This is a genomic window from Niveispirillum cyanobacteriorum (assembly GCF_002868735.1).
GTDB classification, from domain to species: domain Bacteria; phylum Pseudomonadota; class Alphaproteobacteria; order Azospirillales; family Azospirillaceae; genus Niveispirillum; species Niveispirillum cyanobacteriorum.
Window position 1 is genome coordinate 2,669,875 of the sequence record NZ_CP025611.1, and the last position, 24,641, is coordinate 2,694,515.

Annotated in this window: 22 protein-coding genes; 13 read left to right on the plus strand and 9 right to left on the minus strand. The window is 66.0% G+C overall.

Translation table 11 applies throughout. The features are described from left to right. Window positions 1-140 precede the first annotated feature (140 nt). The 3 genes from C0V82_RS12415 to C0V82_RS12425 all read left to right on the plus strand — a co-directional run bounded on the left by C0V82_RS12415 (window position 141) and on the right by C0V82_RS12425 (window position 4,565). The gene (locus tag C0V82_RS12415; protein ID WP_102112618.1) at window positions 141-1,952 is read left to right on the plus strand and encodes a potassium/proton antiporter; all 1,812 of its coding nucleotides are present in this window, start codon (window positions 141-143) and stop codon (window positions 1,950-1,952) included. Between the two features lie 126 nt (window positions 1,953-2,078). Beyond that, complete coding sequence (locus tag C0V82_RS12420) at window positions 2,079-3,896, plus strand: DUF885 domain-containing protein (RefSeq protein WP_102112619.1); 1,818 nt, start codon at window positions 2,079-2,081, stop codon at window positions 3,894-3,896. 159 nt (window positions 3,897-4,055) lie between these two features. Then, window positions 4,056-4,565 (plus strand): methylated-DNA--[protein]-cysteine S-methyltransferase, encoded by a 510-nt coding sequence (locus tag C0V82_RS12425; protein ID WP_102112620.1) that lies wholly within the window; start codon window positions 4,056-4,058, stop codon window positions 4,563-4,565. Here C0V82_RS12425 and C0V82_RS12430 read toward each other — a convergent pair. Next, window positions 4,555-4,905, minus strand: coding sequence for an iron chaperone (locus C0V82_RS12430; protein WP_102112621.1), 351 nt, complete (start codon window positions 4,903-4,905; stop codon window positions 4,555-4,557). The two genes, C0V82_RS12425 and C0V82_RS12430, sit on opposite strands and share 11 nt — an antisense overlap. A 128-nt stretch (window positions 4,906-5,033) precedes the next feature. On the opposite strand from C0V82_RS12430, the gene C0V82_RS12435 reads away from it, so the two are divergent. Continuing rightward, a complete protein-coding gene (locus C0V82_RS12435) occupies window positions 5,034-6,092 on the plus strand; it encodes a lysine-2,3-aminomutase-like protein (RefSeq protein WP_102113405.1) in 1,059 nt (352 codons plus the stop codon). Between the two features lie 164 nt (window positions 6,093-6,256). Here the strand turns inward: C0V82_RS12435 and C0V82_RS12440 are convergent, their stop codons facing one another. From C0V82_RS12440 to C0V82_RS12465, 6 genes are all read right to left on the minus strand, one after another. Next, on the minus strand, window positions 6,257-6,709 hold the full coding sequence (locus C0V82_RS12440) for a nuclear transport factor 2 family protein (RefSeq protein ID WP_102112622.1): 453 nt from the start codon (window positions 6,707-6,709) through the stop codon (window positions 6,257-6,259). A 108-nt stretch (window positions 6,710-6,817) separates the two neighbouring features. Further along, window positions 6,818-7,669: a carboxylating nicotinate-nucleotide diphosphorylase gene (gene nadC / locus C0V82_RS12445; RefSeq protein WP_102112623.1), complete on the minus strand. Its 852-nt coding sequence runs from the start codon at window positions 7,667-7,669 to the stop codon at window positions 6,818-6,820. Further along, window positions 7,669-9,279 (minus strand): L-aspartate oxidase, encoded by a 1,611-nt coding sequence (locus tag C0V82_RS12450; protein WP_102112624.1) that lies wholly within the window; start codon window positions 9,277-9,279, stop codon window positions 7,669-7,671. Before C0V82_RS12450 ends, nadC begins: the two co-directional genes overlap by 1 nt. A gap of 140 nt (window positions 9,280-9,419) precedes the next feature. Then, entirely contained in the window at window positions 9,420-10,433 is a 1,014-nt protein-coding gene (gene nadA, locus C0V82_RS12455; RefSeq protein WP_102112625.1) for a quinolinate synthase NadA, read from the minus strand. Between the two features lie 226 nt (window positions 10,434-10,659). Next, window positions 10,660-11,793: a hypothetical protein gene (locus C0V82_RS12460; protein WP_102112626.1), complete on the minus strand. Its 1,134-nt coding sequence runs from the start codon at window positions 11,791-11,793 to the stop codon at window positions 10,660-10,662. 241 nt (window positions 11,794-12,034) lie between these two features. Continuing rightward, complete coding sequence (locus C0V82_RS12465) at window positions 12,035-13,393, minus strand: hypothetical protein (RefSeq protein WP_102112627.1); 1,359 nt, start codon at window positions 13,391-13,393, stop codon at window positions 12,035-12,037. An 81-nt stretch (window positions 13,394-13,474) separates the two neighbouring features. Between C0V82_RS12465 and C0V82_RS12470 the strand changes: the two genes are divergently transcribed. The 7 genes from C0V82_RS12470 (at window position 13,475) to C0V82_RS12500 (ending at window position 21,795) form a co-directional block, all read left to right on the plus strand. Further along, entirely contained in the window at window positions 13,475-16,081 is a 2,607-nt protein-coding gene (locus tag C0V82_RS12470) for a helicase-related protein (protein ID WP_245924083.1), read from the plus strand. Further along, window positions 16,078-16,935 carry a peptide chain release factor N(5)-glutamine methyltransferase gene (prmC, locus tag C0V82_RS12475; protein ID WP_102112628.1) on the plus strand — a complete coding sequence of 286 codons (858 nt, stop codon included), beginning with the start codon at window positions 16,078-16,080 and terminating at the stop codon, window positions 16,933-16,935. The genes C0V82_RS12470 and prmC overlap by 4 nt, the downstream gene beginning before the upstream one ends. An 84-nt stretch (window positions 16,936-17,019) precedes the next feature. Beyond that, window positions 17,020-17,403 carry a VOC family protein gene (locus tag C0V82_RS12480; RefSeq protein ID WP_102112629.1) on the plus strand — a complete coding sequence of 128 codons (384 nt, stop codon included), beginning with the start codon at window positions 17,020-17,022 and terminating at the stop codon, window positions 17,401-17,403. Window positions 17,404-17,784: 381 nt separating this feature from the next. Further along, window positions 17,785-18,195, plus strand: a complete 411-nt coding sequence (locus C0V82_RS12485) for a DUF4167 domain-containing protein (RefSeq protein WP_102112630.1) — start codon at window positions 17,785-17,787, stop codon at window positions 18,193-18,195. A gap of 77 nt (window positions 18,196-18,272) precedes the next feature. Continuing rightward, window positions 18,273-19,550 carry a sterol desaturase family protein gene (locus C0V82_RS12490; RefSeq protein WP_102112631.1) on the plus strand — a complete coding sequence of 426 codons (1,278 nt, stop codon included), beginning with the start codon at window positions 18,273-18,275 and terminating at the stop codon, window positions 19,548-19,550. A 107-nt stretch (window positions 19,551-19,657) separates the two neighbouring features. Next, window positions 19,658-21,238 carry a lysine--tRNA ligase gene (locus tag C0V82_RS12495; RefSeq protein ID WP_102112632.1) on the plus strand — a complete coding sequence of 527 codons (1,581 nt, stop codon included), beginning with the start codon at window positions 19,658-19,660 and terminating at the stop codon, window positions 21,236-21,238. Between the two features lie 350 nt (window positions 21,239-21,588). Beyond that, window positions 21,589-21,795, plus strand: coding sequence for a hypothetical protein (locus C0V82_RS12500; RefSeq protein ID WP_158659896.1), 207 nt, complete (start codon window positions 21,589-21,591; stop codon window positions 21,793-21,795). Window positions 21,796-21,838: 43 nt separating this feature from the next. On the opposite strand, the gene C0V82_RS12505 is transcribed toward C0V82_RS12500, so the two are convergent. Beyond that, window positions 21,839-22,327 (minus strand): Lrp/AsnC family transcriptional regulator, encoded by a 489-nt coding sequence (locus tag C0V82_RS12505; RefSeq protein WP_102112634.1) that lies wholly within the window; start codon window positions 22,325-22,327, stop codon window positions 21,839-21,841. A gap of 143 nt (window positions 22,328-22,470) precedes the next feature. Between C0V82_RS12505 and C0V82_RS12510 the strand changes: the two genes are divergently transcribed. Beyond that, entirely contained in the window at window positions 22,471-22,815 is a 345-nt protein-coding gene (locus C0V82_RS12510) for a hypothetical protein (protein WP_102112635.1), read from the plus strand. 5 nt (window positions 22,816-22,820) lie between these two features. Next, window positions 22,821-23,165 carry a hypothetical protein gene (locus C0V82_RS12515; RefSeq protein ID WP_245924084.1) on the plus strand — a complete coding sequence of 115 codons (345 nt, stop codon included), beginning with the start codon at window positions 22,821-22,823 and terminating at the stop codon, window positions 23,163-23,165. Window positions 23,166-23,227: 62 nt separating this feature from the next. On the opposite strand, the gene C0V82_RS12520 is transcribed toward C0V82_RS12515, so the two are convergent. Beyond that, complete coding sequence (locus C0V82_RS12520) at window positions 23,228-24,493, minus strand: hypothetical protein (RefSeq protein WP_102112636.1); 1,266 nt, start codon at window positions 24,491-24,493, stop codon at window positions 23,228-23,230. Between the last annotated feature and the right edge of the window lie 148 nt (window positions 24,494-24,641).

The following is a 24,641-nucleotide window of genomic DNA, read 5'->3' on the forward strand; positions in this document are numbered from 1 at the left end:
TCTGACCCTATCCTTTCGCTCTGCTATCGCCTCTGTGCCTTTCCCGTCACTATCGTGGCGAATTGGTCATTGTGCTTTGGTGAATGACCTATATTGCCAGGAACCGGTCATGGAGGGCCGGAGACCGGAAAGGAACGGGCGTGGAAGCCATCAATGAGATGATCTTCCTGGCGGGACTGATGCTGCTGCTGTCCATCCTGGCCGGCCGCGTCTCCTCGCGTTTGGGCGCGCCGCTGCTGCTGGTTTTCTTAGGGTTGGGCATGTTGGCGGGGGAGGATGGGCCGGGCCGCATCCATTTCGGTGATTTCAAACTGGCCTATCTGATGGGATCCACGGCCCTGGCCGTCATTCTGTTCGATGGCGGCTTGCGCACCCATGCCGAGACCTTCCGGCTGGCCCGCTGGCCGGCCTTCAGCCTGGCGACGGCGGGGGTGCTGATCACCACGCTGGTGACGGGCGGGCTGGTCTGTCTGGTCATGGGCGTGGGCTGGAAGGAAGGGATGCTGGTGGGGGCCATCATCGCCTCCACCGACGCTGCGGCGGTGTTCTTTTTGCTGAACCTGCGCGGTCTGGCCCTGCGCGGGCGCATCTCCGCCACGCTGGAGGTGGAGTCGGGCCTGAATGATCCGATGGCGGTACTGCTGACCCTGCTTTGCGTCACGGCCCTGACGACGCCGGGCGACCTGGAGCCGGTGCATCTGCTGCTGGAACTGGTCCGGCATATTGTCGGCGGCGTCCTGTTCGGGCTGGGGGCCGGCTTCGCACTGGTCTGGCTGGTCAACCGGCTGGACCTGGCCGACGGGCTGTACCCGATCCTGGCCTTGTCCTTCGCCCTGTTCGTGTTTGGCGGCGCGCAGGCGGCGGGCACATCGGGCTTTATGGCCGTCTATCTGGCGGGCTTCATCCTGGGCAATCGGCCACACAAGGCCGACCGTCTGATCCGCCGTTTCCATGATGGTCTGGCCTGGCTGGCGCAGATCGGGCTGTTCGTGATGCTGGGCCTGCTGGTCACGCCCTCCACGCTGGGCCCCTATATTGTGCCAGGAACGCTGATCGCCTTCGGCCTGATGCTGATCGCCCGGCCGCTGGCCGTGTTTGCCTGTCTGGTGCCGTTCCGGTTCACCCTGGCGGAACGGACCTATATCTCCTGGGTGGGCCTGCGTGGCGCGGTTCCCATCGTGCTGGCTGCCATGCCGATCCTGGCCGGTGTGCCGGGGGCACAGGCCTATTTCGCCGTCGCCTTCGTCGTCGTGCTGCTGTCCCTGCTGATCCAGGGCTGGACGGTTGGGCCAGCGGCCCGCCTGCTGGGCCTGTTGGCCCCGCCACAGCCGGAAGCGCCATCGCGGGCCGATGTCGACCTGCCCGACGGCGCGGGCCAACTGGCCGTGTTCACGGTGGCCCGCGACAGCGAGGCGGCGCGGCGCGGCAAGGGTAAGCTGATCATCCCGGAAACGGTCCAGCTTCTGGCCCTGATCCAGAATGGCCGCCCCGTGCGGCCCGAAGATGCCAACCGTTTGCAGCCCGGCGATACCGTTCTGGCCATGGGCGACGGATCGGCCCTGGCCGTTATGGACCGGATGTTCGGGCGCCGCATCGAGGCCTTTGATGAGGACCGGCCCGCCGGTGATTTCCAGATCGCGGGTGACATGCCGGCCATGGCGGTGGGCGGCATGTATGGGTTCGACGCTGGTGACGACCCGACGGTGACCCTGTCCACCCTGATCCGCCACCGCCTGGGCCATGATCCCTCGCTGGGTGACCGGGTGCGGGTGGGCGAGATGGAGTTGATCGTGGTCAGCCTGCAAGGCGGTGAGGTGGATGTGGTCGGCATCGACCTGACCCCACCGGCCACCGGCTGGGCCGGGTTGCGCGACCAGCTTCGCGCCGCTGGCCAGCGCATTCGCCGCCGTCTGGCCAATCCCATGCGCCGGCAGGCCGTGGGCGGCGATTGACCTTCCGTTGATCAGGGTTAATTGGCCCCATGGTATTTTGGGGCCAATTCGATCAAGGCCTTGACCTGGAATGCCATGCAGGCACCCTGCTCCCATCGGACATGAATAATAAACGGGTATGTCTCCATGATCTCTCGTCGTTATCTGCTGGCGCTGGGCGGTGGTACCGCCGCGGCGGCCTTGCTGCCGTCTGTTTTTGCCCCGGCGCTCGCCCAGGAAGGGCCGGCGGACAAGGCGCTGTATGCCTTCTTTGCCGAAACCTTCGAGCGCGACGTGGCGCAAAGCCCGCTGCGCGCCATGCAGCTTGGTCGCAAGACCCAATATGATCTGCTGGACGATGTCAGCGAGGCGCGTGCCGCCGCCGAGATCGAACAGAACAAACAGGACCTGGCGCGTCTGGCCCGCGACTTCCACGATGACAAGCTGTCGCCACAGGCCCGTCTCTATGCACGCCTGTTCCGGGAGCGCGCACAGGACGAGATCGATGATTTCCGCTGGCGCCACCATCAGTACCCGCTGACCCTGGTCAGTGGTCCGCATGTGAACCTGCCCGTGCAGATGATCAATCAGCACAAGGTGGACAGCCGGGCCGACGCCGAGGCCTACATCGCCCGCCTGCGGCAGTTCCCGCGCTATTTCGGGCAGGTGGAGGAAAGGCTGCGCGCGGCAGATGCCGCCGGTATCCTGCCGCCCCGCTATTTCTTCCCCGATCTGATCCAGACCTGCCGTAACCAGATCAAGGGCCAGCCTGTGGAGCCATACTCCACGGCGGAGGCCCCGCTTTTCACCGATATCAAGGCCAAGATCGCCAAGCTGGACCTGCCCGAGGCGGACAAGGCCGCCCTGCTGGAACAGGCGGCGGATGCCATGCGCACGGGCGTGGCGCCGGCCTATCTGTCGCTGATCAAGTGGCTGCAGGGGGCGGCACCCCGGTCCAATCCCGACCATGGCGTCTGGCGACTGCCCGATGGTCAGGCCTTCTACGCCTCCTGCCTGAAACGCTGGACCTCGCTGCCGCTGACGGCGGATTATATCCATGCCACCGGTCTGGCCGAGGTCAAGCGCATCCATGGCGAGATGCGGGCCATTATGAAGCAGGTCGGCTTCAAGGGCGATCTGGCGGCCTTCTTCCAGTTCACGCGCCAGGATGACCAGTTCTACTATCCCGACAGTGCCGAAGGTCGTGCCGCCTATCTGAAGCAGGCGGCCGATTATGTCGATGCCATCCGGCCCAAGCTGGATCTGGTCTTCAATCTGAAGCCCAAGGCACCGATGGAGGTGCGGGCGGTGGAGCCGTTCCGGGAGAAATCTTCCCCCGGCGCCTTCTATAACGGCCCCTCGCCTGATGGGTCGCGTCCCGGCATCTATTACGTAAACCTGTCCAACATGCGCGCCCGATCGCGCATCGGTCTGGAGACCCTGTCCTATCACGAGGGCATTCCTGGCCATCACATGCAGGTGGCCATCTCTCAGGAACTGACGGGCGTGCCGGATTTCCAGAAGTTCGGCGGCGGTTATTCCGCCTATGGCGAAGGCTGGGCCCTCTATACCGAGTATCTGGCCAAGGAGATGGGCTTCTTCCAGGACCCGTATAATGATTATGGCCGCCTGGAAGCGGAACTGATGCGGGCCATCCGGCTGGTGGTGGATAGCGGCCTGCATGCCAAGAAATGGACCCGTCAGCAGGCCATCGACTATTTCACCACCAATTCCGCCCTGGATTCGGGTGGGGCCGCGCGGGAGATTGACCGCTATATCGGCTGGCCCGGTCAGGCCACCAGCTACAAGATCGGCATGCTGAAGATCCTGGAACTGCGCGAGGCCGCCAAGAAGCGGATGGGGGCGAAGTTCGACATCAAGGGCTTCCATGATACGGTCCTGAAGAATGGCCGCATGCCCCTGACCCTGCTGGCCGAACAGGTTGAGGCTTGGTCCAAGGCGTGACGTCCGATAACCGGGCGGGATAGGGTATAACCCGCCCGGATTTGGGCCTTTCCCCTTGAGGCTTGTCTCAAGAGACAGCCTGCAAAGGTCCGATAACCGCCAGCGCACCTTAGAGCGGCGTGATAGGGGTGGGCCTCGTTTGTGACGGAGCCTGCCCCCATGCGCCTGACCCTTTCCACGCTGGCCACCCCCATCGGCACCACCCTGATCGTGACGGATGGGGCGGGTGCCTTACGGGCGCTGGATTTTGAGGATTACCGCCCCCGCATGGACCGGCTGCTGCGCCGGCATTATGGGGCGTTGGACCTGGATGACGGGCCATTGCCCGCGCCTATCGCCCAGGCCCTGACCGCCTATTTCGATGGCGACCTGACGGCGCCGGACCGGCTGCCGACAGCCACCAACGGGACGGATTTTCAGCGGCAGGTCTGGGCCGAACTGCGCCGTCTGCGGCCCGGTGAGGCCGTGAGTTATGGCACACTATCCGCCCGGATCGGCCGGCCCGCCGCCGTGCGGGCCATGGGGCTGGCCAATGGCGCCAACCCCATCGCCATTGTCGTGCCCTGCCACCGCGTCATCGGGGCCGATGGATCGCTGACCGGTTATGGCGGCGGCCTGCACCGCAAGGAATGGCTGCTGCGGCATGAGGGTGTGGTGATCAGGTCCTGACCCCATCGCGCAGGATGGCGGCCAGCAGGTCGAAATCGATGGCTTCCGGCTTGCGGAAACGCACACAGCCCTTGCCATGGTCCAGCTTTGACCAGGCCGCTTCATGCTGTGGCGGGACGGTCACCCCGGTCAGATAGACTGACACGTGCTGTTTCTGGCTGGCAAAGGCGATGATGGCTTTGCCGTCAACGCTGTAGACGGGCATGCCCCACTGCATGCCCTCGACATGGCCGGGCAGGTTGGTCCGCGCCATCTCCCGCAGCTTTTCCAGCCAGGGACGGCGGGCAGGGTCGGCATCGGCCAGGAAGGTGTCGACGTCGGCGGCCTTTGACTGCACCATGATTGTGGTTCCCCCCTGTCACTCCGTTCATGGAACAGCCCTTGGCGCCGCCCGTCAATGGGCAGCATGGCAGGAAAGCCGGCCCGCCGCTTGACAGGGGCATGGTGCTTGGCCCCCATAGGGTCATCATGCCCCGCGATCCCGCCCCCCGTCCGAAAACCCTTCGCCATGTCCGCGATCTGGCCGACCATGGTCTGGCCGCACCTGCAGATCTGCCGGTGCTGGAGCAGGTGGCGGCGCAGTTCGCGGTGGCCGTGACGCCGGCCATGGTGGATCTGATTGACCCGACGGACCCGAACGATCCAGTGGCCCGACAGTTCCTGCCCGATGCGCGGGAACTGGATATCCGGGATGACGAACTGGCTGATCCTATTGGCGATGATCCGTTCACGCCCGTGAAGGGGATCGTCCATCGCTATAAGGATCGGGTGCTGCTGAAGCCGGTCCATGCCTGCCCTGTCTATTGCCGCTTCTGCTTCCGCCGGGAGATGGTGGGGCCGGGGTCAGATGCGCTGAACGCGGACGAACTGGATGCCGCCATCGCCTATATCGCGGGCAACCCGGAGGTCTGGGAGGTCATCCTGACGGGTGGCGATCCCATGATCCTGTCGCCGCGCCGCATGGCGGAGATTATCGGGCGGCTGAACGATATTCCGCATCTGGGGCTGGTCCGCATCCATACCCGCGTGCCCGTGGTGGACCCGGCACGGGTGGATGCCGATATGGTCGCCGCCCTGAAGGGGCCGCGCATCCCGACCTGGGTGGTCCTGCACAGCAATCACTGGCGGGAGTTTGGCGAAGAGGGGCGGGCCGCCATCGCCCGGCTGGTGGATGCCGGTATCCCCATGCTGGGGCAAAGTGTGCTGATGCGCGGCGTGAATGACGATGTCGAGACGCTGACCCGCACCTTCCGCACCATGATCAGCAACCGCATCAAGCCCTACCACCTGAACCATGGCGATCTGGCCAAGGGCACCAGCCATTTCCGCACGAGTGTGGCGGAGGGCCGCGCCCTGATGAAGGGCCTGCGCGGCGACGTCTCCGGCCTGTGCCAGCCCACCTATATCCTGGACATTCCCGGCGGGCACGGGAAGGTGCCGCTGACCGACAGCTATCTGACGCCTGTGGGTGACGGCGAATGGATCGTTGAGGACCCGCGCGGGGGCAAGCGGCCCTATCGGGGGTAAGTGTTATACCGATCTCCCTTGATCGTGACCGATCAAGGGAGATTTTTTGTTCCCTCAATCGCCGGGCGGGCGCGTCCGCGCCCTTGGCTTTCGCGCCACGTGGCGCGGGCCGACAGTCGTCGGCCTCCAACCCGCCTAAAGGTCAACCTTTAGGCGGGTTGGTATTAAATCAGTGCTGACAGGTGGGAGTGCTGCACCACCACCCGCGCGCCCTGCCGTGTCAGCACCCACGAGAATTTGATGTTGGTGGGGACCGTCTTGCCATTCGGGCCCGTGATCGTACCGGTGGCCTTGCCCACGACCAGATGATGGGTCGGCCCCAGCCCCTCATCATGCAGCCGTTCAAAATTCAGGGCGAATTTGACGCCCTGGTCACATTGCTTCTGAAAATCATCGACATCCGGCCCCTTGGCCAGACCGCCCCGAATGCCCATTCCCGTCATCTGGTCGCCCAACAGGCCACGCAGCACTGTCACATCGCAGGTCTGGAACGCCCGTTGGTACTGCGTGATGAAGGATGCAACATCGGTCGCACTGATCGCGTTCTGCGCCAGGGCGGTTGGCGCCGTAAGGCCCGACAGGATCAAACCGAACAGAACGCAGCGCAGAAGACGCATAATCCCCCCATTCCCACCCGTATAGGGCGTGGGAATAGTAGCCTATATTCGGTGAATGTCCAGAGATTTGGCGGCCTTTGTCAGCGCCCCGTTGTCAGCGCCCCTTTATCACTCCACCGCGAAATCCAGGCCGATATCGAAATTCTTCACCGAATGGGTCAGCCAGCCCAGGCTGATCAGGGTGACGCCCGTCTCGGCGATGGCGCGGATGGTCTCGGGGGTGACGCCGCCCGAGGCTTCGGTAACCATGCGGCCTGCCACCATCTCTACGGCGCGGCGCAGGGTGGCGGGGTCCATATTGTCCAGCAGCACGGCATCGACCTTCAGGTCGATCAGTTCGGCCAGCTGATCCAGGTCATCCACCTCCACCTCGATCTTCACCATATGGCCGGCGCGCATGCGGGCACGCTCCACGGCGGCGCGCAGGCCGCCGGCGGCGACCAGATGGTTGTCCTTGATCAGGACGGCGTCATCCAGCGCGAAACGGTGATTGCCGCCACCGCCGACGCGGACCGCGTATTTCTCCAGCGCGCGCAGGCCGGGTGTGGTCTTGCGGGTACAGACGATCTGCGCGCCTGTGCCCACGATCCGGTCGGCCAGCCGCCGCGTCTCGCTGGCGATGCCGCAGAGCCGACCCAGCAGGTTCAGCGCCGTCCGTTCGCCCGACAGGATGGGGCGGGCCAGCCCCTCCACCGTGGCCAGCGTTGTGCCGGGGGCGATGCGGTCACCGTCCTTCACATGCCGGGTGATGGACAAGGTGGGGTCGAGCAGGGTGAAGGCGTAGAGTGCTGCATCCAGGCCGGCGCATACCCCCTCATGGCGGGCATTGAACAGGGCCTTGGCCGTGGCGTCGTGCGGCACGCAGGCATCGGTGGTCAGATCCCCCGCCATGCCCAGATCCTCGGCCAGGGCCGTGCGGATCAGGGTCTCGTACTGGATCGGGTACAGGGGCAGGGTCATCACATCACCGGCAGGGGGGAACGGGGCGGGGCCACACGAATGCGCGGCGCGGGACCGGACAGGGTCAGACGTTGGCGATGGCGCCATTCGGCGCGGGGCTCGGGCCAGTCAGACCGCTGATGCGCGCCCCGGCTTTCCTGTCGGTTGAGGGCGGCGCGGGCAATCAGGGTGGCGGTCAGCAGGCGATTGCGCAATTCGCCGGACAGACGGATGCCGGCGTGATCCTCCACCCCGACCTCCAGGTCAAGGCCGGCCTCCAGCGCCTCCAGCTCTGCCACGGCACAGGACAGGCCGATGCCATCGCGCAGCAGGCCCACGCTTTCGGCCATGATATCGGCGGCCTGCACCGATACGGCGGCTGCCTGTGCGGCGGGCGTCATGGTGGTGGGCAGGTCAGGCAGGGCGATGGGGCCGGGGCGCGGCGGGGAGGAGGCCAGGATGGCATCGGCTGCGCGTTCGGCAAAGACCAGCGCCTCCAGCAGCGAATTGCTGGCCAGACGATTGGCGCCATGCACGCCGGTACAGGCGACCTCACCGGCGGCATAGAGGCCTTGGATGCTGGTCCGTCCATCCTGATCCGTGACCACCCCGCCCATATGATAATGCGCGGCGGGGGCCACGGGGATGGGCAGGCAGGCGGGGTCCAGACGGGCGGCGGCGCAAATGCCGGCGACCGTCGGGAACTTGGCGGCCCCGCCATCCGCCCACAGGCTGCGCAAATCCAGATAGACGGGCAGGCCGTTGGCGATGCGACCGCCAATGGCCTTGGCCACCACATCGCGCGGCGCCAGTTCGGCCAGCGGATGGGCCTTCAGCATAAAGCGCCCGCCATGTTCATCCAGAAGATGGGCACCGGCCCCGCGCAAGGCCTCTGTCAGCAGCGGCACCTGACCGGTCCGGGTGCCGGCCAGGGCGGTCGGGTGGAACTGCACAAATTCCAGATCGGCCAGATCGGCCCCGGCGCGGGCGGCCAACGCGATACCGTCGCCCGTCGCCTCTGCCGGGTTGGTGGTATGCCGGTAAAGCTGCCCAATGCCGCCACAGGCCAGCAGGACGGCGCCGGCGCGGTGGAACACCCAGCCATCATTGGCATGATGGGCCAAAACGCCGGCCACGCCGTGGCGGCCCATGACCAGATCCCAGACAAAGGCCCCGGTCTGCACCTGAATATGCGACGCCGCCCGGACACGGGCCGACAGATCGGCTATCAGGGTCCGGCCCGTGGCGTCGCCGCCGGCATGTAGGACGCGGGCGGCCCCGTGTGCTGCCTCCCGGCCCAGGCACAGGCGGCCATTGGCCTCCCGGTCAAAGGGCAGGCCCCGGTTGATCCAGCGGGTCAGGCGCTTGGCCCCCTCATCGGTCAGCAGCGCCGCCATTTCCGGGTCCGTCAGACCGGCCCCGGCGGCCACTGTGTCGGCGGCATGTTCGGCAGGATCGTCGGCCGGGTCGATGGCTGCCGCAATCCCGCCCTGTGCCCAGTTGGACGACCCGCCGGGCAGGTCATCGGTCTTGGTCAGCAGGGCCACACGCAGCGGGGCCAGCGACAGGGCACCCACCAGCCCGGCCATGCCGGACCCGATGACGATCACGTCGCTGTCACGAAGCTGCATGTTCTTGCTCCCTCAGGCGCCGGGCGCCGCCATCCGGCGGCTTGGCTTGCGGCGCACGGGCGCCGGGCCGGCAGTCGCCGGCCTCCGTCGGGCATGGGCAATGCCCGACGGTACTGTGCTCTTCCCCCCGACGAGGGTCCTCACTTCTTCCCCACTTCCAGCATCCGCTCCACCGCCTGGCGGGCGCGGCCGGCGATGGCGGGGTCGACATGGACCTGGGGCTGCATGGTTTGCAGACTTTCCAGGATGTTCGACAGGGTGATGCGGCGCATATGGGGGCAGAGATTGCAGGGGCGCACGAACTCCACCGCCGGGTTGGTGGCCGCCAGATTGTCGGCCATGGAGCATTCGGTGATCAGCAGCACGCGCTTGGGCTGCTGACCCTCCACATAATCCTGCATCTTCGCGGTGGAGCCGACGAAATCCGCCTCTGCCAGCACATCGGGCGGGCATTCGGGATGGGCGATGATGGTGATGTCGCCCTTGAACTGGGTCCGGTAAGCCTTCAGCTGCTCGCCCGTGAACCGCTCATGCACCTCACAATGGCCCTTCCAGGCGATGACCTTCTTTGTCGTCTGGGTCGCCACCCATTTGGCCAGATATTCATCGGGAATGCACAGGACCTCGTCACCGGGCAGGGAGTTGATCACCTCCACCGCGTTGCCAGAGGTAATGCAGACATCGCTTTCCGCCTTCACGGCGGCGGATGTGTTGACATAGGTGGCGATGGGCACGCCCGGATAACGTTCGCGCAGCAGGCGGACATCCGCCGCCGTGATGCTGTCGGCCAGCGAGCAGCCCGCATCCATGGCGGGCATCAGAACCGTCTTTTCCGGCGACAGGATCTTCGCCGTCTCTGCCATGAAATGCACACCGGCCAGGACGATGACGTCGGCATCGGTTTCTGCGGCCTTGCGGGCCAGCAGCAAACTGTCGCCCACGATATCGGCCACGGTGTGGAAAATCTCCGGCGCCTGGTAGTTATGCGCCAGGATGACGGCATTCCGCTCCTTCTTCAGCCGGTTGATGGCGGCCACCAACGGGGCATGGAAGGGCCATTCCACCTCGGGGATCACACCCTTGACCCGGTCATAGATCGGCTTGGTGGCCTCTGCCACTTCAGGGCTGTAGGACAGGTCGAGGGGGGCGGACATCGTAGCGGCTCCGACAGGGACTTATGCTCGAATTGAGCATTACTCTCCCTTATGCTCGCGCAGAGTATAAGGGGTGTCAAGCCCGTGTCAGCGTGGCGTCACGCATCCGTCACAGTTCGGACCGGTGGGATTCGCATGTGTGCGGCGCAACATCGTTGCGTGGAGGGCGGCGTGGATCGATGGCGTTAACCCTGTGAAACATGTGGAACGGGGTTTTCGGGTGGTTTCAGTCTAGGTCGCGGTGTTTGCCTTTCAGGGCGAGCCAGTTGGCGTGGGCCACGAGGCGGGCGGCGGTGAGGCCGGGGATGCCGTCGGGGCCGTCGGCGTCGGGCCGGCTGTTGTGCAGAAGCCAGGCCAGCAGGCGGACGGAGGTTTGCGGGTGGCGGATGGGTGCTGCACGGCGGGGTGTGCGGGGTGGGTTGGGGTGAGGGCGGTTGGTGGCGCGGTAGGGGTGGGTACGCTTTTGAGGTGGTTTTGCGACGCCCCCCGCCGCGCGCTCCGTCAATTCATCCCCCTTCGTCATCCCGGCGAAGGCCGGGACCCAGGGGTCAGGGGCACCATCCGTTTCCGAGGCGTTGGTCGGATTTAGGGCGGTGGGGTCGGGCGTGAGGCCCCTGGGTCCCGGCTTTCGCCGGGATGACGAAGGAAGGGGGGATGAAGAGGAAGGCTGGGATGACGGCGGAAGGGGATCGGGTCGTGCCGCCACCGCCGGACGGATCGGCCCTGGCGGGCGCAGGCCGGTTTGGGGCTCTGGCGCGGGGCTTTCTTCCATGATGGGCAAAGGCGTGTCGGGGCCGGGTGGGGTGGCGAGGTCGGCCAGGATGGCCCCTTCCTGGGTGGCGCTGGGCCACCAGCCCTGGGGCATGCGGGCATAACCGGGCTTGGGCGGTTTTTCGGCCTGTTGCAGCAGGGTGTCACCAATGCCCAGCCGTTCGGCGGCCCACAGCGTGGCGCGCAGATTGCCGTCGGCCACGGCGCGGTAGATCGTGTCCACCACCAGTTCGCGCATGGCCACGAACCGGCTGTCCGCTTCCCGCCGCATCAGGGCGCGTTCTTCGGCGATGCGGCGGCGCAGATTGGGCGACTGGCTGATGGCGCGCCAGATGGTGGTGCGCGACAGTTTGTAATGTTCCGCGATCTTGATGATGGGCACGCCGGCGGCCAGGTGAAAGGCGATCTTGGCCCAGGTCGGTTCATCCGCCGCGCGGGATTTATATCCTGCCATCAGACGGGGGCTGCTGGCGGCGAAATCGTTGGGGGCCGAGCGGGACGCCGCCGGTCCGCCTTCGTTGGCGGCCATGGCGGCGCGGATGGCATCCTGACGCTGCCGCAGGGAAAGACCTTCGAGGTTGGGTTGCATGGCGCGCGCTCCGTAGCGGTGTGGGAGCGTGATCCTAGCATTTTATAGGAAAATATTCCATAAATGGGGTTGAGCAGGGGCACTTTCTCGTCATCCCGGCGAAAGCCGGGACCCAGGAGCCGCAAGATCAAAGTTTGTCGCAGACAGGTGAAAGATTGTTCGGCGGTCGGGCGTGTGGACCCTGGGTCCCGGCTTTCGCCGGGATGACGACAGTAGAAGATGACGGTGGGGCACGGTGCCCTTAATTCACCGCCATCAGGCCCCGGAACAGGCTGCTCGCGTCGGTGCCGTTCAGGGTGACTTGCCCCTGGGGCGTGATGGTCAGGGCGTATTGGTGGGTGGTGCCCATCGGCCCCGCTTCGGGGCGGCCCAGGCCCTGCAACGCGTAGAGGCCGATGGCGAGGGCGGCACCATTGGCGCCCATCGACTGATTGATGCCGGTGATGATCTTGTCCACGCCGCGTAGCGACAGGGTGGCGTTGCCGGTCACGCCGTTGGCATTGCCGGGACCGAAGCGGAAATCGCCCTGGCCCAGGATGGTGGAGTTGGGGTTCCAGAGGGTCAGTTTGGACAGTTTGATGGTACTGCCCGCCGCCGCCAGGGAAGGGGTCCAGCCATCGGCCGGTTTGGCCCCGGTCAACAGCGCCTTGGGCAGGGCCGTGCCGGTCAGGTTGATACTGGCGCGGACGGGCAGCAGGTCGGGGGACAGGCGGTTACCGGTATGGTTCAGCCCCTCATGCGTCCAGTCCAGCGACAGGGCAGCCTTGGCCGATGACAGGCCGGACAGGGTCAGTTTGCCCTTGCCCATCTCCAGCGCGCTGCGCGTGCCATCGTCACGCACCTGACGGAAGCCGGCAATATCGGCGGACAGGTCGGCGGTGCGGGCGATACGGTCCAAATGGGCGCGGTCACCGCTGGCCAGCAAGTCGCCCATGCGGCGCATGTCCAGACCATCGGCCCCGCCATCCAGACGCAGACGCTGCACCGCCAGCCGGTCAATGCCCATCGGGTCCTTCAGCGACAGACCATCGAGCGCCAGGGACACACGCCCGCTCCACACCCCATCCTTCATGGATTTGGGTGTCAGGATCAGGCGCAGGGCCGACAGGGAACCGGTACCGGCCCCCAGGGCGGGCTTGAAGCTGGCATTGCCGATATCAAGATCGGCGGAGAGCAGCGAGCGGCCATCGCCGCTGATGACAAGGTTCAGGTTCTGCCGGGCCAGCGCAATATCGCCTAACCGAAAACCATTGCCGCCATAGAGCGTCAGCCCCTGCGGCAGACGCAGTTTCAACTGCCAGGACCCGTCGGGCCGGGGGGTGGCGTCGCCCTCCACCAATGGCGCCTCCACCATCCAGCCATCATTGGCGGCCAGGCGCAGGATGGGGATGCGCAAGTGATAGAGGCCCGCCTTTTCCGTCACGGCCACATCGGGCACGCGCTCCACATGCAACCGGTCACGGCTGACCGCCGACTCGCCCAGGCGGCGGGTCAGCATATCCTTCAAGGATGCTGCCTGTTCCGGGCTGGCCCCGGCGGGCGCGGCGGGGGAGAGGGCCAGGGCGGCGAGCGTAGCGAGGAGGAGAAGCGCTTTCTTCATGCCTGATGATCTGACCCGCACAGATGGCTTTTCCATGGCCGGGCTTGCATTATCACAGGCGTCCGCCCATGGATAAGCATCATGAGCGCAAATCCTTCCCATCCGGCGGGGCTGGCGACGGCCACGGGTGGCCGGGTGCTGGCGGTGCTGGGCCCCACCAATACCGGCAAGACCTATCTGGCCATGGAGCGCATGGCGGCCCATGCGACCGGCATGATCGGCTTCCCGCTGCGTCTCCTGGCGCGCGAAAATTATGACAAGCTGGTGCGGATGAAGGGGGCCAATCATGTGGCCCTGGTGACGGGGGAGGAGAAGATCATCCCGCCGGCCCCACGCTATTGGGTCTGTACGGTCGAAAGCATGCCGCTGGAACGGCAGGTGGCGTTCCTGTGCGTGGATGAAATCCAGCTTTGTGCCGATGCGGAGCGCGGGCACATCTTCACCGACCGGTTGCTGCATGCGCGCGGCGGGGAAGAGACGATGTTCTTAGGCTCGGACATGATCCGGCCCCTGATCTTGAGGCTGATCCCCAAGGTGGAGATCATCACCCGCCCGCGCTTTTCCAAGCTGAGTTTCGGGGGGCACAAGAAGCTGACCAAGCTGCCGCCGCGCAGTGCTGTCACGGCCTTTTCGGTCACCGAGGTCTATCAACTGGCCGAGATGGTGCGCCGCTCGCGCGGCGGCACGGCGGTGGTGATGGGGGCGCTGAGCCCCCGTACCCGCAATGCCCAGGTGGCCATGTATCAGGCGGGCGATGTCGATTATCTGGTGGCGACCGACGCCATCGGTATGGGCCTGAACATGGATGTGGACCATGTCTGGTTCGCCCGCATGAACAAGTTCGACGGGCAGCGCCCGCGCCGCCTGACGGCCCCGGAAGTGGCGCAGATTGGCGGGCGGGCCGGGCGGCACCAGACGGACGGCACCTTTGGCACCACCTGGGACTGTTCCCCCCTGGATGATGATATCGTGCAGGCGGTGGAGAACCATACGTTCCCGCCTTTGCAGCAACTGAGCTGGCGTAACAGTGAACTGGATACGCGGTCGGTGGACGGGCTGCTGCGCAGCCTGGAAGCGCCCTCGCCCTCGCCCCTGCTGATCCGGGCGCGGCCCGCCGATGATGTGGAGGCGCTGAAGGCCCTGGCCGGCGACGCGGAGGTCATGGGCCTGACGCGCCGGCCGCGCGGGGTGAAGATGCTGTGGGAGGTCTGTCAGGTCCCGGATTTCCGCAAGACCATGACGGATGCACATACAAGGCTGCTGGGTCAGTTGTACCGTCACCTGATGGCACCCGGCGGGCGGCTGCCCACCGACTTTGTGGTGGCGCAGGTGCAGCGGCTAGATAATCTGAATGGGGATATCGACACGCTGGTGTCGCGCATCGCCCATATCCGCACCTGGACCTATATCAGCCATCGCGCCGACTGGGTCACCGATCCCAAGCATTGGCAGGGGCTGACGCGCGGGATTGAGGATCGGCTGTCGGACGCGCTGCATGAACGGCTGACCCAGCGCTTTGTCGATAAGCGCTCGGCCGGGTTGGTGAAGTCTCTGCGTACCGGGCGCGACCTGACGGGGTTCGTCACCAATGACGGGACGGTCATGGTGGAAGGCCATGCGGTGGGTGCGCTGCGCGGTCTGGGGTTTGAGATGCAGGCCGATGTCGGCGACGACGACGCCCCCACCTTGATGACCGCCGCGCGCCGGGCCCTGCGTGAGGAGATTGCACGCCGGGTAGCGGCGCTGGAGGGGGCGGGGGACACGGCCTTTGCCCTCGACACCGACGGGGTTCTGCGCTGGGACGGGGTGGAGGTTGGGCGGCTGGTGGCCGGTGAGCGGCTGCTGTCGCCGTCGGTAAGGTTGCTGCGCGATGATCTGCTGGAAGGGGTGCAGCGGGAGCGGGTGCGGGCACGGCTGCTGGCGTTCGTGGGGACCCGTGTGCGTGCCGATCTGGCGCCGCTGGTCCGGCTGGAGGCGGCGGAGATCACGGGCGCGGCGCGCGGCGTGGTGTTCCAACTGTCGGAGGCCGCCGGGATATTGCCGCGTGAGGCGGTGGCGGGGCTGCTGCCGGGGATTGATAAGCCGCAGCGGGCAGCACTGGAACGGCTGGGCGTGCGGTTTGGGGTAGGGCAGATCTATCTACCGGGCCTGATCAAACCGCGTGCCGCCGCGATGCTGGGCCTGCTCTGGGCGGTGAAGCAGGGATTGGCGCTGCCAGTGTCGTTGCCGCCGCCGGGGCGGATTTCGGTGGTGCGGGAGGGGATGGACGACGGTCTGCTGCGCGCCGCCGGTTACCTGCCGCTGGGGCCAAGGGCCGTGCGGGTGGATATGGCCGACCGGTTGATGCAGATGATTGCTGACCGGTCAGGCGATGGGCGGTTGACCGACCTGTCAGGGCTGGCCCCGCTGGCCGCCTGTGCCAATGCGGAGGTTCCATCCATCCTGACGGCGCTGGGCTGGCGCTTGCGGAAAAAGCCGCCTTCGGTGGAAGGGCAGGAGCCGGCACCCGATATCTGGGTCCGGCGGAAGCCCGACATGCCGATGGCCCAGGCGGTGGAGAGGGTGCGCGTGGATGCCGATAATCCCTTTTCCGCGCTGGCGGGGCTGAAGGAAAAGATGATGACGGCACCGGTCCCGGCGCGGGCCGGACGGCGGCGACGACGCGGGGGGAAGGGGGCAACGCCATGACCGATCTGTCCATCCTGCTGCGCGATGCCGAACAGCGCCTGACGGCGCTGGGCGTGGAAGAGGCGCGGCTGGACCTGCTCTATCTGGCCGAACGAGCCTTTGGCATTCCCGTTTCCCGCCTGCGCCGGCCCGACGGGCTGATGGGCACGGCGGAACAGGTGGCGGCGTTCAACGCGCTGGTGGAACGCCGCGCTGCGCGCGAGCCGGTGCAGCGCATCCTGGGCGATTGGGAGTTCTGGGGCCTGACCCTGACGCTGGGTCCGGAAACCCTGATCCCCCGACCCGACACGGAAACGCTTGTGGAAGCGGTGCTGAAATCCTGTCCCGACCGGGGGCGGGCCTGGCGGATTCTGGATTTGGGCACCGGGACCGGGGCCATTCTGCTGGCGCTGCTGTCGGAATATCGACATGCGTTCGGGGTGGGGGTCGATCTGTCGCCCGACGCGGCGATGGTGGCACGAGGGAACGCGGTGTCGCTGGGCCTGTCGGGGCGGGCGGCGTTTGTGGCGGGGTCCTGGGTGGATGCGCTGGGTGGGCCGTTCGACATTATTGTCTCCAACCCGCCCTATATCCCCGATGGCGATATCGCGGGGCTGGCGCCGGAGGTGGCGCGGTTTGAGCCGTGGCGGGCGCTGGCCGGCGGGGCGGATGGCCTGGACCCCTATCGCCATCTGGTGCGCGTGCTGCCGCTGCTGCTGTCGCCTGGCGGGCTGCTGGGGTTTGAACATGGGGCCGATCAGGGGCCGGCGGTGGCCGACCTGATGCGCGGGGCCGGATTTGCGGGGGTGGTCACTGTGCGCGATCTGGGCGACCGCGACCGGGTGACCATGGGTCGGGGTTCTGGCCGCGATTGACGGCAGTGTCGGTGGCTCCCTATCCTCCCCCTCCCCAGACAGGCCGGCGGATATGCACGGCGGATCGTGAAGGAGGGGGCGGAAATGTTCAGCCATGTCATTCTCGGTGCCAATGATATCGAGGTATCGAAGGCTTTCTATGATGCGACCCTGGCGACGCTGGGCATAGCACCCGGCTATTACGATCCCAAGGGCCGCGTCTTTTATCGCACGCCCACGGGTGTGCTCGGCATTACCAAGCCCCTCAATGGCGAGCCGGCCACCGGTGCCAATGGCGGCACCATCGGGTTTGGCGCCAAGTCGCCCGAAGAGGTGGATGCCTGGCACGCCGCCGGCATCGCCAATGGCGGCACCCCCTGCGAGGACCCGCCGGGCCTGCGCACCATGGGTGAGATGCAGCTGTACCTGGCCTATCTGCGCGACCCGGCGGGCAACAAGCTGTGCGGCCTGCACCGCGTTCCGGCCTGATCGGGCGGCTCTGCGATACCGACGGTCGGGATGGCTGACCGTCGGTTACCGCGGCAACCGCCGCCGCGCGGCCCGTGCCTTGTCGAGCCCAAGCCGCCCGATCGCGGCGCCCGGCGCTTGAGGGAACAGATAAATTCGTCTTGCCGCCGTTACGCATCCGTAAAAAACCCTTGGAATGCAAGGCGAGTATCGCTAGGGTCCGCATCGGACGGCAGCAGCGCGTGGGGCGCCTGCCGTGGCAAAGCCCTCGGACCGGGGCTTATGCGTCCCAGGGCAGGGCGATCAAACGCCGCCCGAACAGGTCAAGGCCGATAAAAACGGATAAGACGGGACGGCATGGTGTCCGGGGGCTTCGATAACCAGGGGCCGAGCATATAGCGAATGAGACAGGGACCCAATAATCAGCAGCGGCGGCGTGGCCGCGGTGGCAATGGCGGTGGTGGTAACGGCGGTGGCAATAATGGTGGCGGCGGTAATCGCCGTCAGAACATGCCGCTGCGTCACCAGAATTTCGACAGCAGCGGCCCGGATGTCCGTATCCGTGGCAACGCCTTCCAGGTCTATGAAAAGTATCAGGCGTTGGCGCGTGATGCCCATACATCCGGCGACCGGGTGGCGGCGGAGAACTATCTCCAGCATGCCGAGCATTATTATCGCATCATCTGCCAGATCAACGAGCAGGAAGGCCGCGCCCGCCAGCATGTGCCGCGCTATGACGGCGACGAAGGCGAAGGCGGCGATGACGGCATGGCCGACGGCGATCCGGGCGAAAGCGACCAGCCGGCGGCGTGATCCAAGGGGGCTGCACTTGGCCCCCGCTGCCGCTTCTGTCATCCTGGCGTCCCGTCACCTGAAGGGACGCATCGGGCATGGCGCAGACGAAGTCGGCCTTGGATCAGGCTCTTGAGGACTGGATTTTATCCTGGGCCAGCCTGCTGACGGCACCGGAATCGGTGCTGTGGTGGCCGGGTCTGGCCGTCGGGCTGGTCGGGGCCGTCTGGTTCGGGCGTGACCGCGCGCTGTGGGGTCGGGCCGCGGATTACTGGCGTGAACTGCCCGTTGATGCGGGCTGCTTCATCGCCAATTCGGCCCTGCCATTTCTGCTGTCACCCTTGCTGTTCGCCCTGTCGCTGATCGCCAGCCAGGGGGCGGCGGCCTTTGTCGGGGCGCTGCTGGGTGTCGGTGCGATAGGGGCGCCGGAATGGCCGCTGCTGCTGCTGGCCGCCCTTGCCGCCTTTGTGGCCGGCGATTTCGCGCTCTACTGGACCCACAGGCTGTTCCATGCGGTGCCTTGGCTGTGGCAGAGCCATAAGCTGCACCACGCCCCACCCGTCCTGACTCCGCTGACCGCCTTTCGCTTCTGGCCGTGGGAGCAGGTGGTGCATCTGTCGGGCAATATGATCGGGCAGGGATTGGGGCTGGGATTGGTGGCGGGGCTGGCGGGGGCGGAGGTGCCGGCCCTGACCGTGCTGGGCGTCAATATCTTCATGCTGGCCTGGGGCCTGGCCTTCGCGCATCTTCGGCACAGCCCCGTGCCCATGCCGTTTCCGCGCGCCCTGTCGGGATGGCTGATCTCCCCTCATATGCATCAGCTTCACCATTCCAGCGCAGACCAGCACCGCGACCGGAATTTCGGCACGGCACTGGCCCTCTGGGATCGGATGTTCGGGACCTATGCGCTGCCGGAAAAGGGGGAGCGGTTCCGGTTCGGGGTCGACGAGGCACACGACCGTGACGTCGGCATCATCCTGGCAGTCTTGGACCGGTTGTTAGGGATGGATGCACCGTCGGAAAAAGGGGAGCAGTTTCGGGTGGATGAGGCGGGCTGGTACATATCAGACGAGGCCTTGCAGCACGTGACGGACATGTGGTCACGGTTGTGGCGCTCGGTCGGGCCGGCTGCGCTCTGCTTTTTCGCATTCTGCGTTATCAGCTATCTGCTGAGTGTGGCGGTAGGCAGCTATCGATCCATCGAACAACTGCATTATGTGCTGGTCGTGCTGTTTGCCCTTGCCGGTGCCGGGCTGGCCCGCCCGCCGTTCGGTGTTGCCGGCAACATGATTGTCAGGCTGACCCTGCTGGCCCTTGGTTTGGCCGCCAATTTTGTTGCTGGCGCTTTTATATATCTGGTCAGGTATGGGCCCTGAATTGCGGCCCCGCCTTGCATAACGGACCCGGCCCCCCCACACATTGACCCATCCCGGGCTTTTCCCTAGGGTTGCCGCCTTGTTTTTCTTTCTTTGGTGATCACGAGATGAGCAGCGAACAGGAACTGGCGCTTGGGGCGAAGGCTTGGCCGTTTGAGGAGGCGCGCAAGCTGGTGGCGCGTCTTGGTGGCAAAGCCCCGCCCAAAGGCTATGTCCTGTTTGAAACCGGCTATGGCCCGTCGGGCCTGCCGCATATCGGTACCTTTGGCGAGGTGGCGCGTACCACCATGGTGCGCCGGGCCTTTGAACGGCTGCTGCCGGGCGTGCCCACGCGCCTGTTCGCCTTTTCCGACGATATGGATGGGCTGCGCAAGGTTCCCGACAATGTGCCCAACCGCGAGCTTCTGGCCCAGCATCTGGGCAAGCCGCTGACCAAGGTGCCCGACCCGTTCGGCAAGTTCGAGAGCTTCGGCCATCATAACAACGCCATGCTGCGGGATTTCCTGGATCGTTTCGGCTTCCAGTATGAATTCCAGTCGGCCACGGACTGGTACACGTCCGGTCGTTTCGATGCCGCATTGCTGGCCGTCCTGCGCCATTACGACGAGGTGATGGCCGTGATGCTGCCCACCTTGGGGGCCGAGCGTCAGGCGACCTACAGCCCCTTCCTGCCCGTCAGCCCGTCCACGGGCCGCGTGCTGCAGGTGCCGTTGCTGGAACGCAATGTCGATGCCGGCACCATCGTCTATGAGGATGAGGACGGGAAGAAGGTGGAGACGCCCGTCACCGGCGGGGCCGTCAAGCTGCAATGGAAGCCCGACTGGGCCATGCGCTGGCTGGCGCTGGGTGTTGATTATGAAATGGCCGGCAAGGACCTGATCCCCTCGGTCGAGCTGGCCGGCAAGATCGTGAAGATCCTGGGCGGCACCCCGCCCGACGGCTTTAACTATGAACTGTTCCTGGACGAGAAGGGGCAGAAGATTTCCAAGTCGAAGGGCAATGGCCTGACGATGGAAGAATGGCTGCGCTATGCCCCGCCGGAAAGTCTGGCGCTCTATATGTTCAACAAGCCGCGCGCGGCCAAGAAGCTGTATTTCGATGTGATCCCGCGCGCCGTCGATGAATATCTGACGTTTGTGGAGAAGTTCGACGCGCTGGAAGCGGCCCAAAAGCTGGAGAACCCTGTCCACCACATCCATAATGGCGTGGTCCCGAACGAGGTGAAGGGCACCGCCGGCCTGACCTTCGGCCTGCTGCTGAACCTCGCCGGTGCCGCGAACGCCGAAAGTGCCGATGTGATGTGGGGCTTCATCCGCCGCTATGCGCCGGGTGCCAGCCCTGAGACGGCCCCCTTCCTGGACAAGCTGGTCGGTTACGCCGTTACCTATTACCAGGATTTCGTGAAGCCCACGAAACAGTACCGCGCGCCCAGCGAGCAGGAGCGGGCGGCCATCACCGAGCTGCGCGCCGTGCTGGCCGAGATCGCCACCGACACGCCCGCCGACCAGTTGCAGAATCAGGTGTTCGAGGTCGGCAAGAAGCATGGCTTCACCGAACTGCGCACCTGGTTCCAGGCGCTGTACGAGGTGCTGCTGGGCCAGACCACCGGCCCGCGCATGGGCAGCTTCATCGCGCTCTACGGCGTGAAGGAGACGGTGGCGATGATCGACGCGGCGCTGGATCGGTAAGGCGGCGGTTCTCTGCTCGCTAACTCGCCCCCTTCGTCATCCCGGCGACAAGCCGGGACCCAGGGGTAACGGGTTAACTGCTGGCCGCTTGCGTTGAGCATCGCCGCTGAAAGGTTGGGCGCTTGGCCCCTGGGTCCCGGCTTGTCGCCGGGATGACGAGGAGAGCGGGCAAGAATATACCGGGCGGGCCGTCGCAAGCGGCCCGCCCGAATTTTTTGCCAAGCCTGCCGCCAAATGGCCCCAATCCCGTCCCGAACCTGCCCAGAGCGGCTGTTGTTCTGCGGGGGTCGACAGCGCCGGCTTCCCGCCCCGAACCGGTCTGTCGACTTCCTGATGGAAGGATGACCGCCATGACCAATCGCACCCTGGACCGCACTCTTTCCCGCCTGGACCGTCAGAAGCTGTCGGCCATGGGTCTGGTGCTGACCACGGCCCTGTTGTTGGTCATGGCGGGCGTCGCCGCCGGCAATGCCAGCCGGGGGAACCAGACAGCCAGCACCGATACCGGCACCGTCAAGGCCGAGATGCTGGAACGCACCCTGGTCGCGTCGCGGTAAGTGTTCCCTCAACCGCCGGGCGGGCGCATCCGCACCCCTGGCTTCACCCCGCCAGACCGGGCAAGGGCAGTTCCGTGGTTTCCTTGACGGTAGATACCGCGATCATGCTGTTGATTTCGCGCACGCCCGGCAGCTTTGACAGTTTCTCAAAGAACAGCGCCTCATAGGCCTCGATATCCTTGGTCACGATGCGCAGCATGAAATCGACCTGTCCCATCAGCACGAAACATTCCTGAACCTCGGCAATGCGACGGATGGCCTCGCGGAAATCGGTCAGCAGGTCGCCGCTATGCGCCTCCAGCTTCACATGGCTGAAGATCAGCACGTTCAGGCCAATGGCCTTGCGGTCCAGCAGGGCCACGCGCCGCTTGATGATCCCATCCTCCTCCAGCCGCTGAATGCGGCGCCAGCAGGGGCTCTGGCTCAAGCCGACCTTCTCAGCCACCTCGGCCGCCGTGGCGGACCCGTCGCGCTGCAACTGATCCAGGATGCGCCAGTCGAGACCGTCCAGCGGCTTTGGCGATGCTTGCATGATTTATCCCCATGTTTGCCGTTTGACGCATTACACATGCGCAAACTATGTCATTTGGACGAAACTTGCAAAGAAATACCCCGGCGCTTGCCCTATGGTTATTGCACCGCACAAGCGGGAACCCATGGATTTTGGAGCCGGAGATGAGCACCCAGGAACACCCCGCCAGCCTGACCGTCTATCGCGACCCCACCGGCGCCCAGATTGCGCTGGCGGTACATCGTGCGGCGGGCGGTGTGATTACCCCGGTGCCCTGGCAGAAGCTACCCGGCGTGGGGCTGGACGAGGCGGTGGAGGCGGCGATGCGCGCGGCCCGTTCCACGCGCGCTTTCGCCATGCTGGTGCCCGCCGATGATGGCGGGTCGATGGCCGATCCGGTCGGTGTGCTGTCGCGCTGTTTCCAGCGGGCGGATCTGGACCGGCTGTCTGTTGGTCCCGAAATGCGCGGGGCCAGCAAGCAAGCCCCCGCTTCCGTTGCGGCGGAGTGACGGCCATGAATAGTGCTGCCGCCATGATGCCTGTGCTGGCCCCGCCGCCAGCCGAGGCCCGCCCCACCGACCCCAACCGCACCGCCTGTTTTGCGGTGCTGGCCGACCCCGATCCGGGGGCCTTGCCCCGCGTGCTGGAGTTCTTCGCCAAGCGCGGGCTGGTGCCCGCCTCGGTCCAGGCCCGGCATTTCGAGGCGGATGAATGCCTGCATGTCGATGTGCAGGTCCGCACCCTGACCCGCGATGAAAGCGACTATATCGCCCGCTGCCTGCGTGCCCAGCCGCTGGTCCGGCAGGTGCTGACATCCGAACGCCACCGCGTGGTGGAGCCGGATGCCTTGTCGGCGTAAGGAAAGGCGATGAATGCGTTGGCCCCTTTAGTGGCCTAAACGCGATTGCCCGATACGACCCCTCAATGCACCGTGTCGGTGTTGGTGCCGCCGGTGCGGGGGCGGCTGTCATACTTGTCCATGGCGCGGCTCATCATGTCGGCGATCAGTTCCTTGGGCAGGGGGGCGGCACCGCCGGGGGGCCAGGATGCTGGCTGCTGTGCCTGGACCTGTGCCGGGCTGTTGGTCGGGGCCGGTGCGGCCTGCGGCTGGGCGGCAACGGGTTGAACGTTGGTGACCGTCGAGGCCTGCGGCTGCGCGACCTGTTTCGGCATGGCGGGGACAGCGGCGCCCGGCATGTTGCCGCCGACATTGCGGGCCATCTGGTTGGCGCGGGAGGCCACGATCGGCTTCACCCCCATGGAGCCAGCGGAGATGGCGGCGGCGCGATATTCGGCCAGACCCTTGCCAGCGCGGGCCGGGGCGGCCTGTTCCTGGCTCATCGCGGTCAGCAGATTGTCGCCCGACCCGGCAGCACCGGGGGCCGGCAGACTGGCTACCACGGCGGCAGTGCCCATGCCGCGCGCGGCGGTCAGGGCGGCAGATGCGCCGGGCGTGCTTTCCAGGTCCTTCAACTGCTGCGCGGTGGCAATGCCACCGGCAGCGGGGGCATGCGCGCTGATGGAGGTGGGGACGGTGGCGGGTGCCTTGGTAGTCAGGGCGGCCATGGGCAGAGAAGCGGGGCCCGCGACTGTGGCGGGGGCAGTGGCGGCAAGGGCTGCCGCGGCGCCGGGCGCGCTGGGCAGGGATTGCCCACCACCCATCAGGCTTTCCAGCAATGCCGCCTGACCGCTGGACAGTTCCACGGGGCCACCGGGGGCCGGTGCGGCGGTTGCGGCGCTGGCGGCGGGGGCCTCCTGCGGAGCCGGTGCGGCGTCGGCGGTTCGGGTGGGGCGGGGGGCGGTGACCGTGAAGGGGTCGTCTTCCGCCGGGGCGGCATCCTTCTCCAGGCCCAGGGTGCTGGCGACATGGTCCAGCGCATCCTTGCCCGTTTCCTTTTCCAGGATGGCATCGGCGCTGGCCACGGCCAGACCCACGGGGCCGAAGAACAGGGCGGCACCCGCCACCTTGGCCGGGGTGCGGATCGTGTCGCCGGTGACAGCCTGATAGATCTTGTTGACGACGGGGATGTGCTGCAACGGGTTCACCACATCCAACACATCCCAGAAGGACATGCCCTCGCTGTTCTCCGCCGGCTTGTCCGCCGCCTTGGCGCTATCCATGGACGCGGCCTGCAGGTGCTGCGTCTTGGCGCGGACATGGTCCATATGGATGCTGCTTGGCGGCATGGTGATCCTCCCGGTTCGGAAAGATCAATGCAGGTCGCGTGCCAAGTGCAGGGCGGCGGAATTTGCCGGGTGGCGGGGGCTTTTTGTTTTCCTCAAGCGCCGGCGCTGCGTGCGCAGCTTATCTTACGCCGCACGTGCAGCGCGGCGG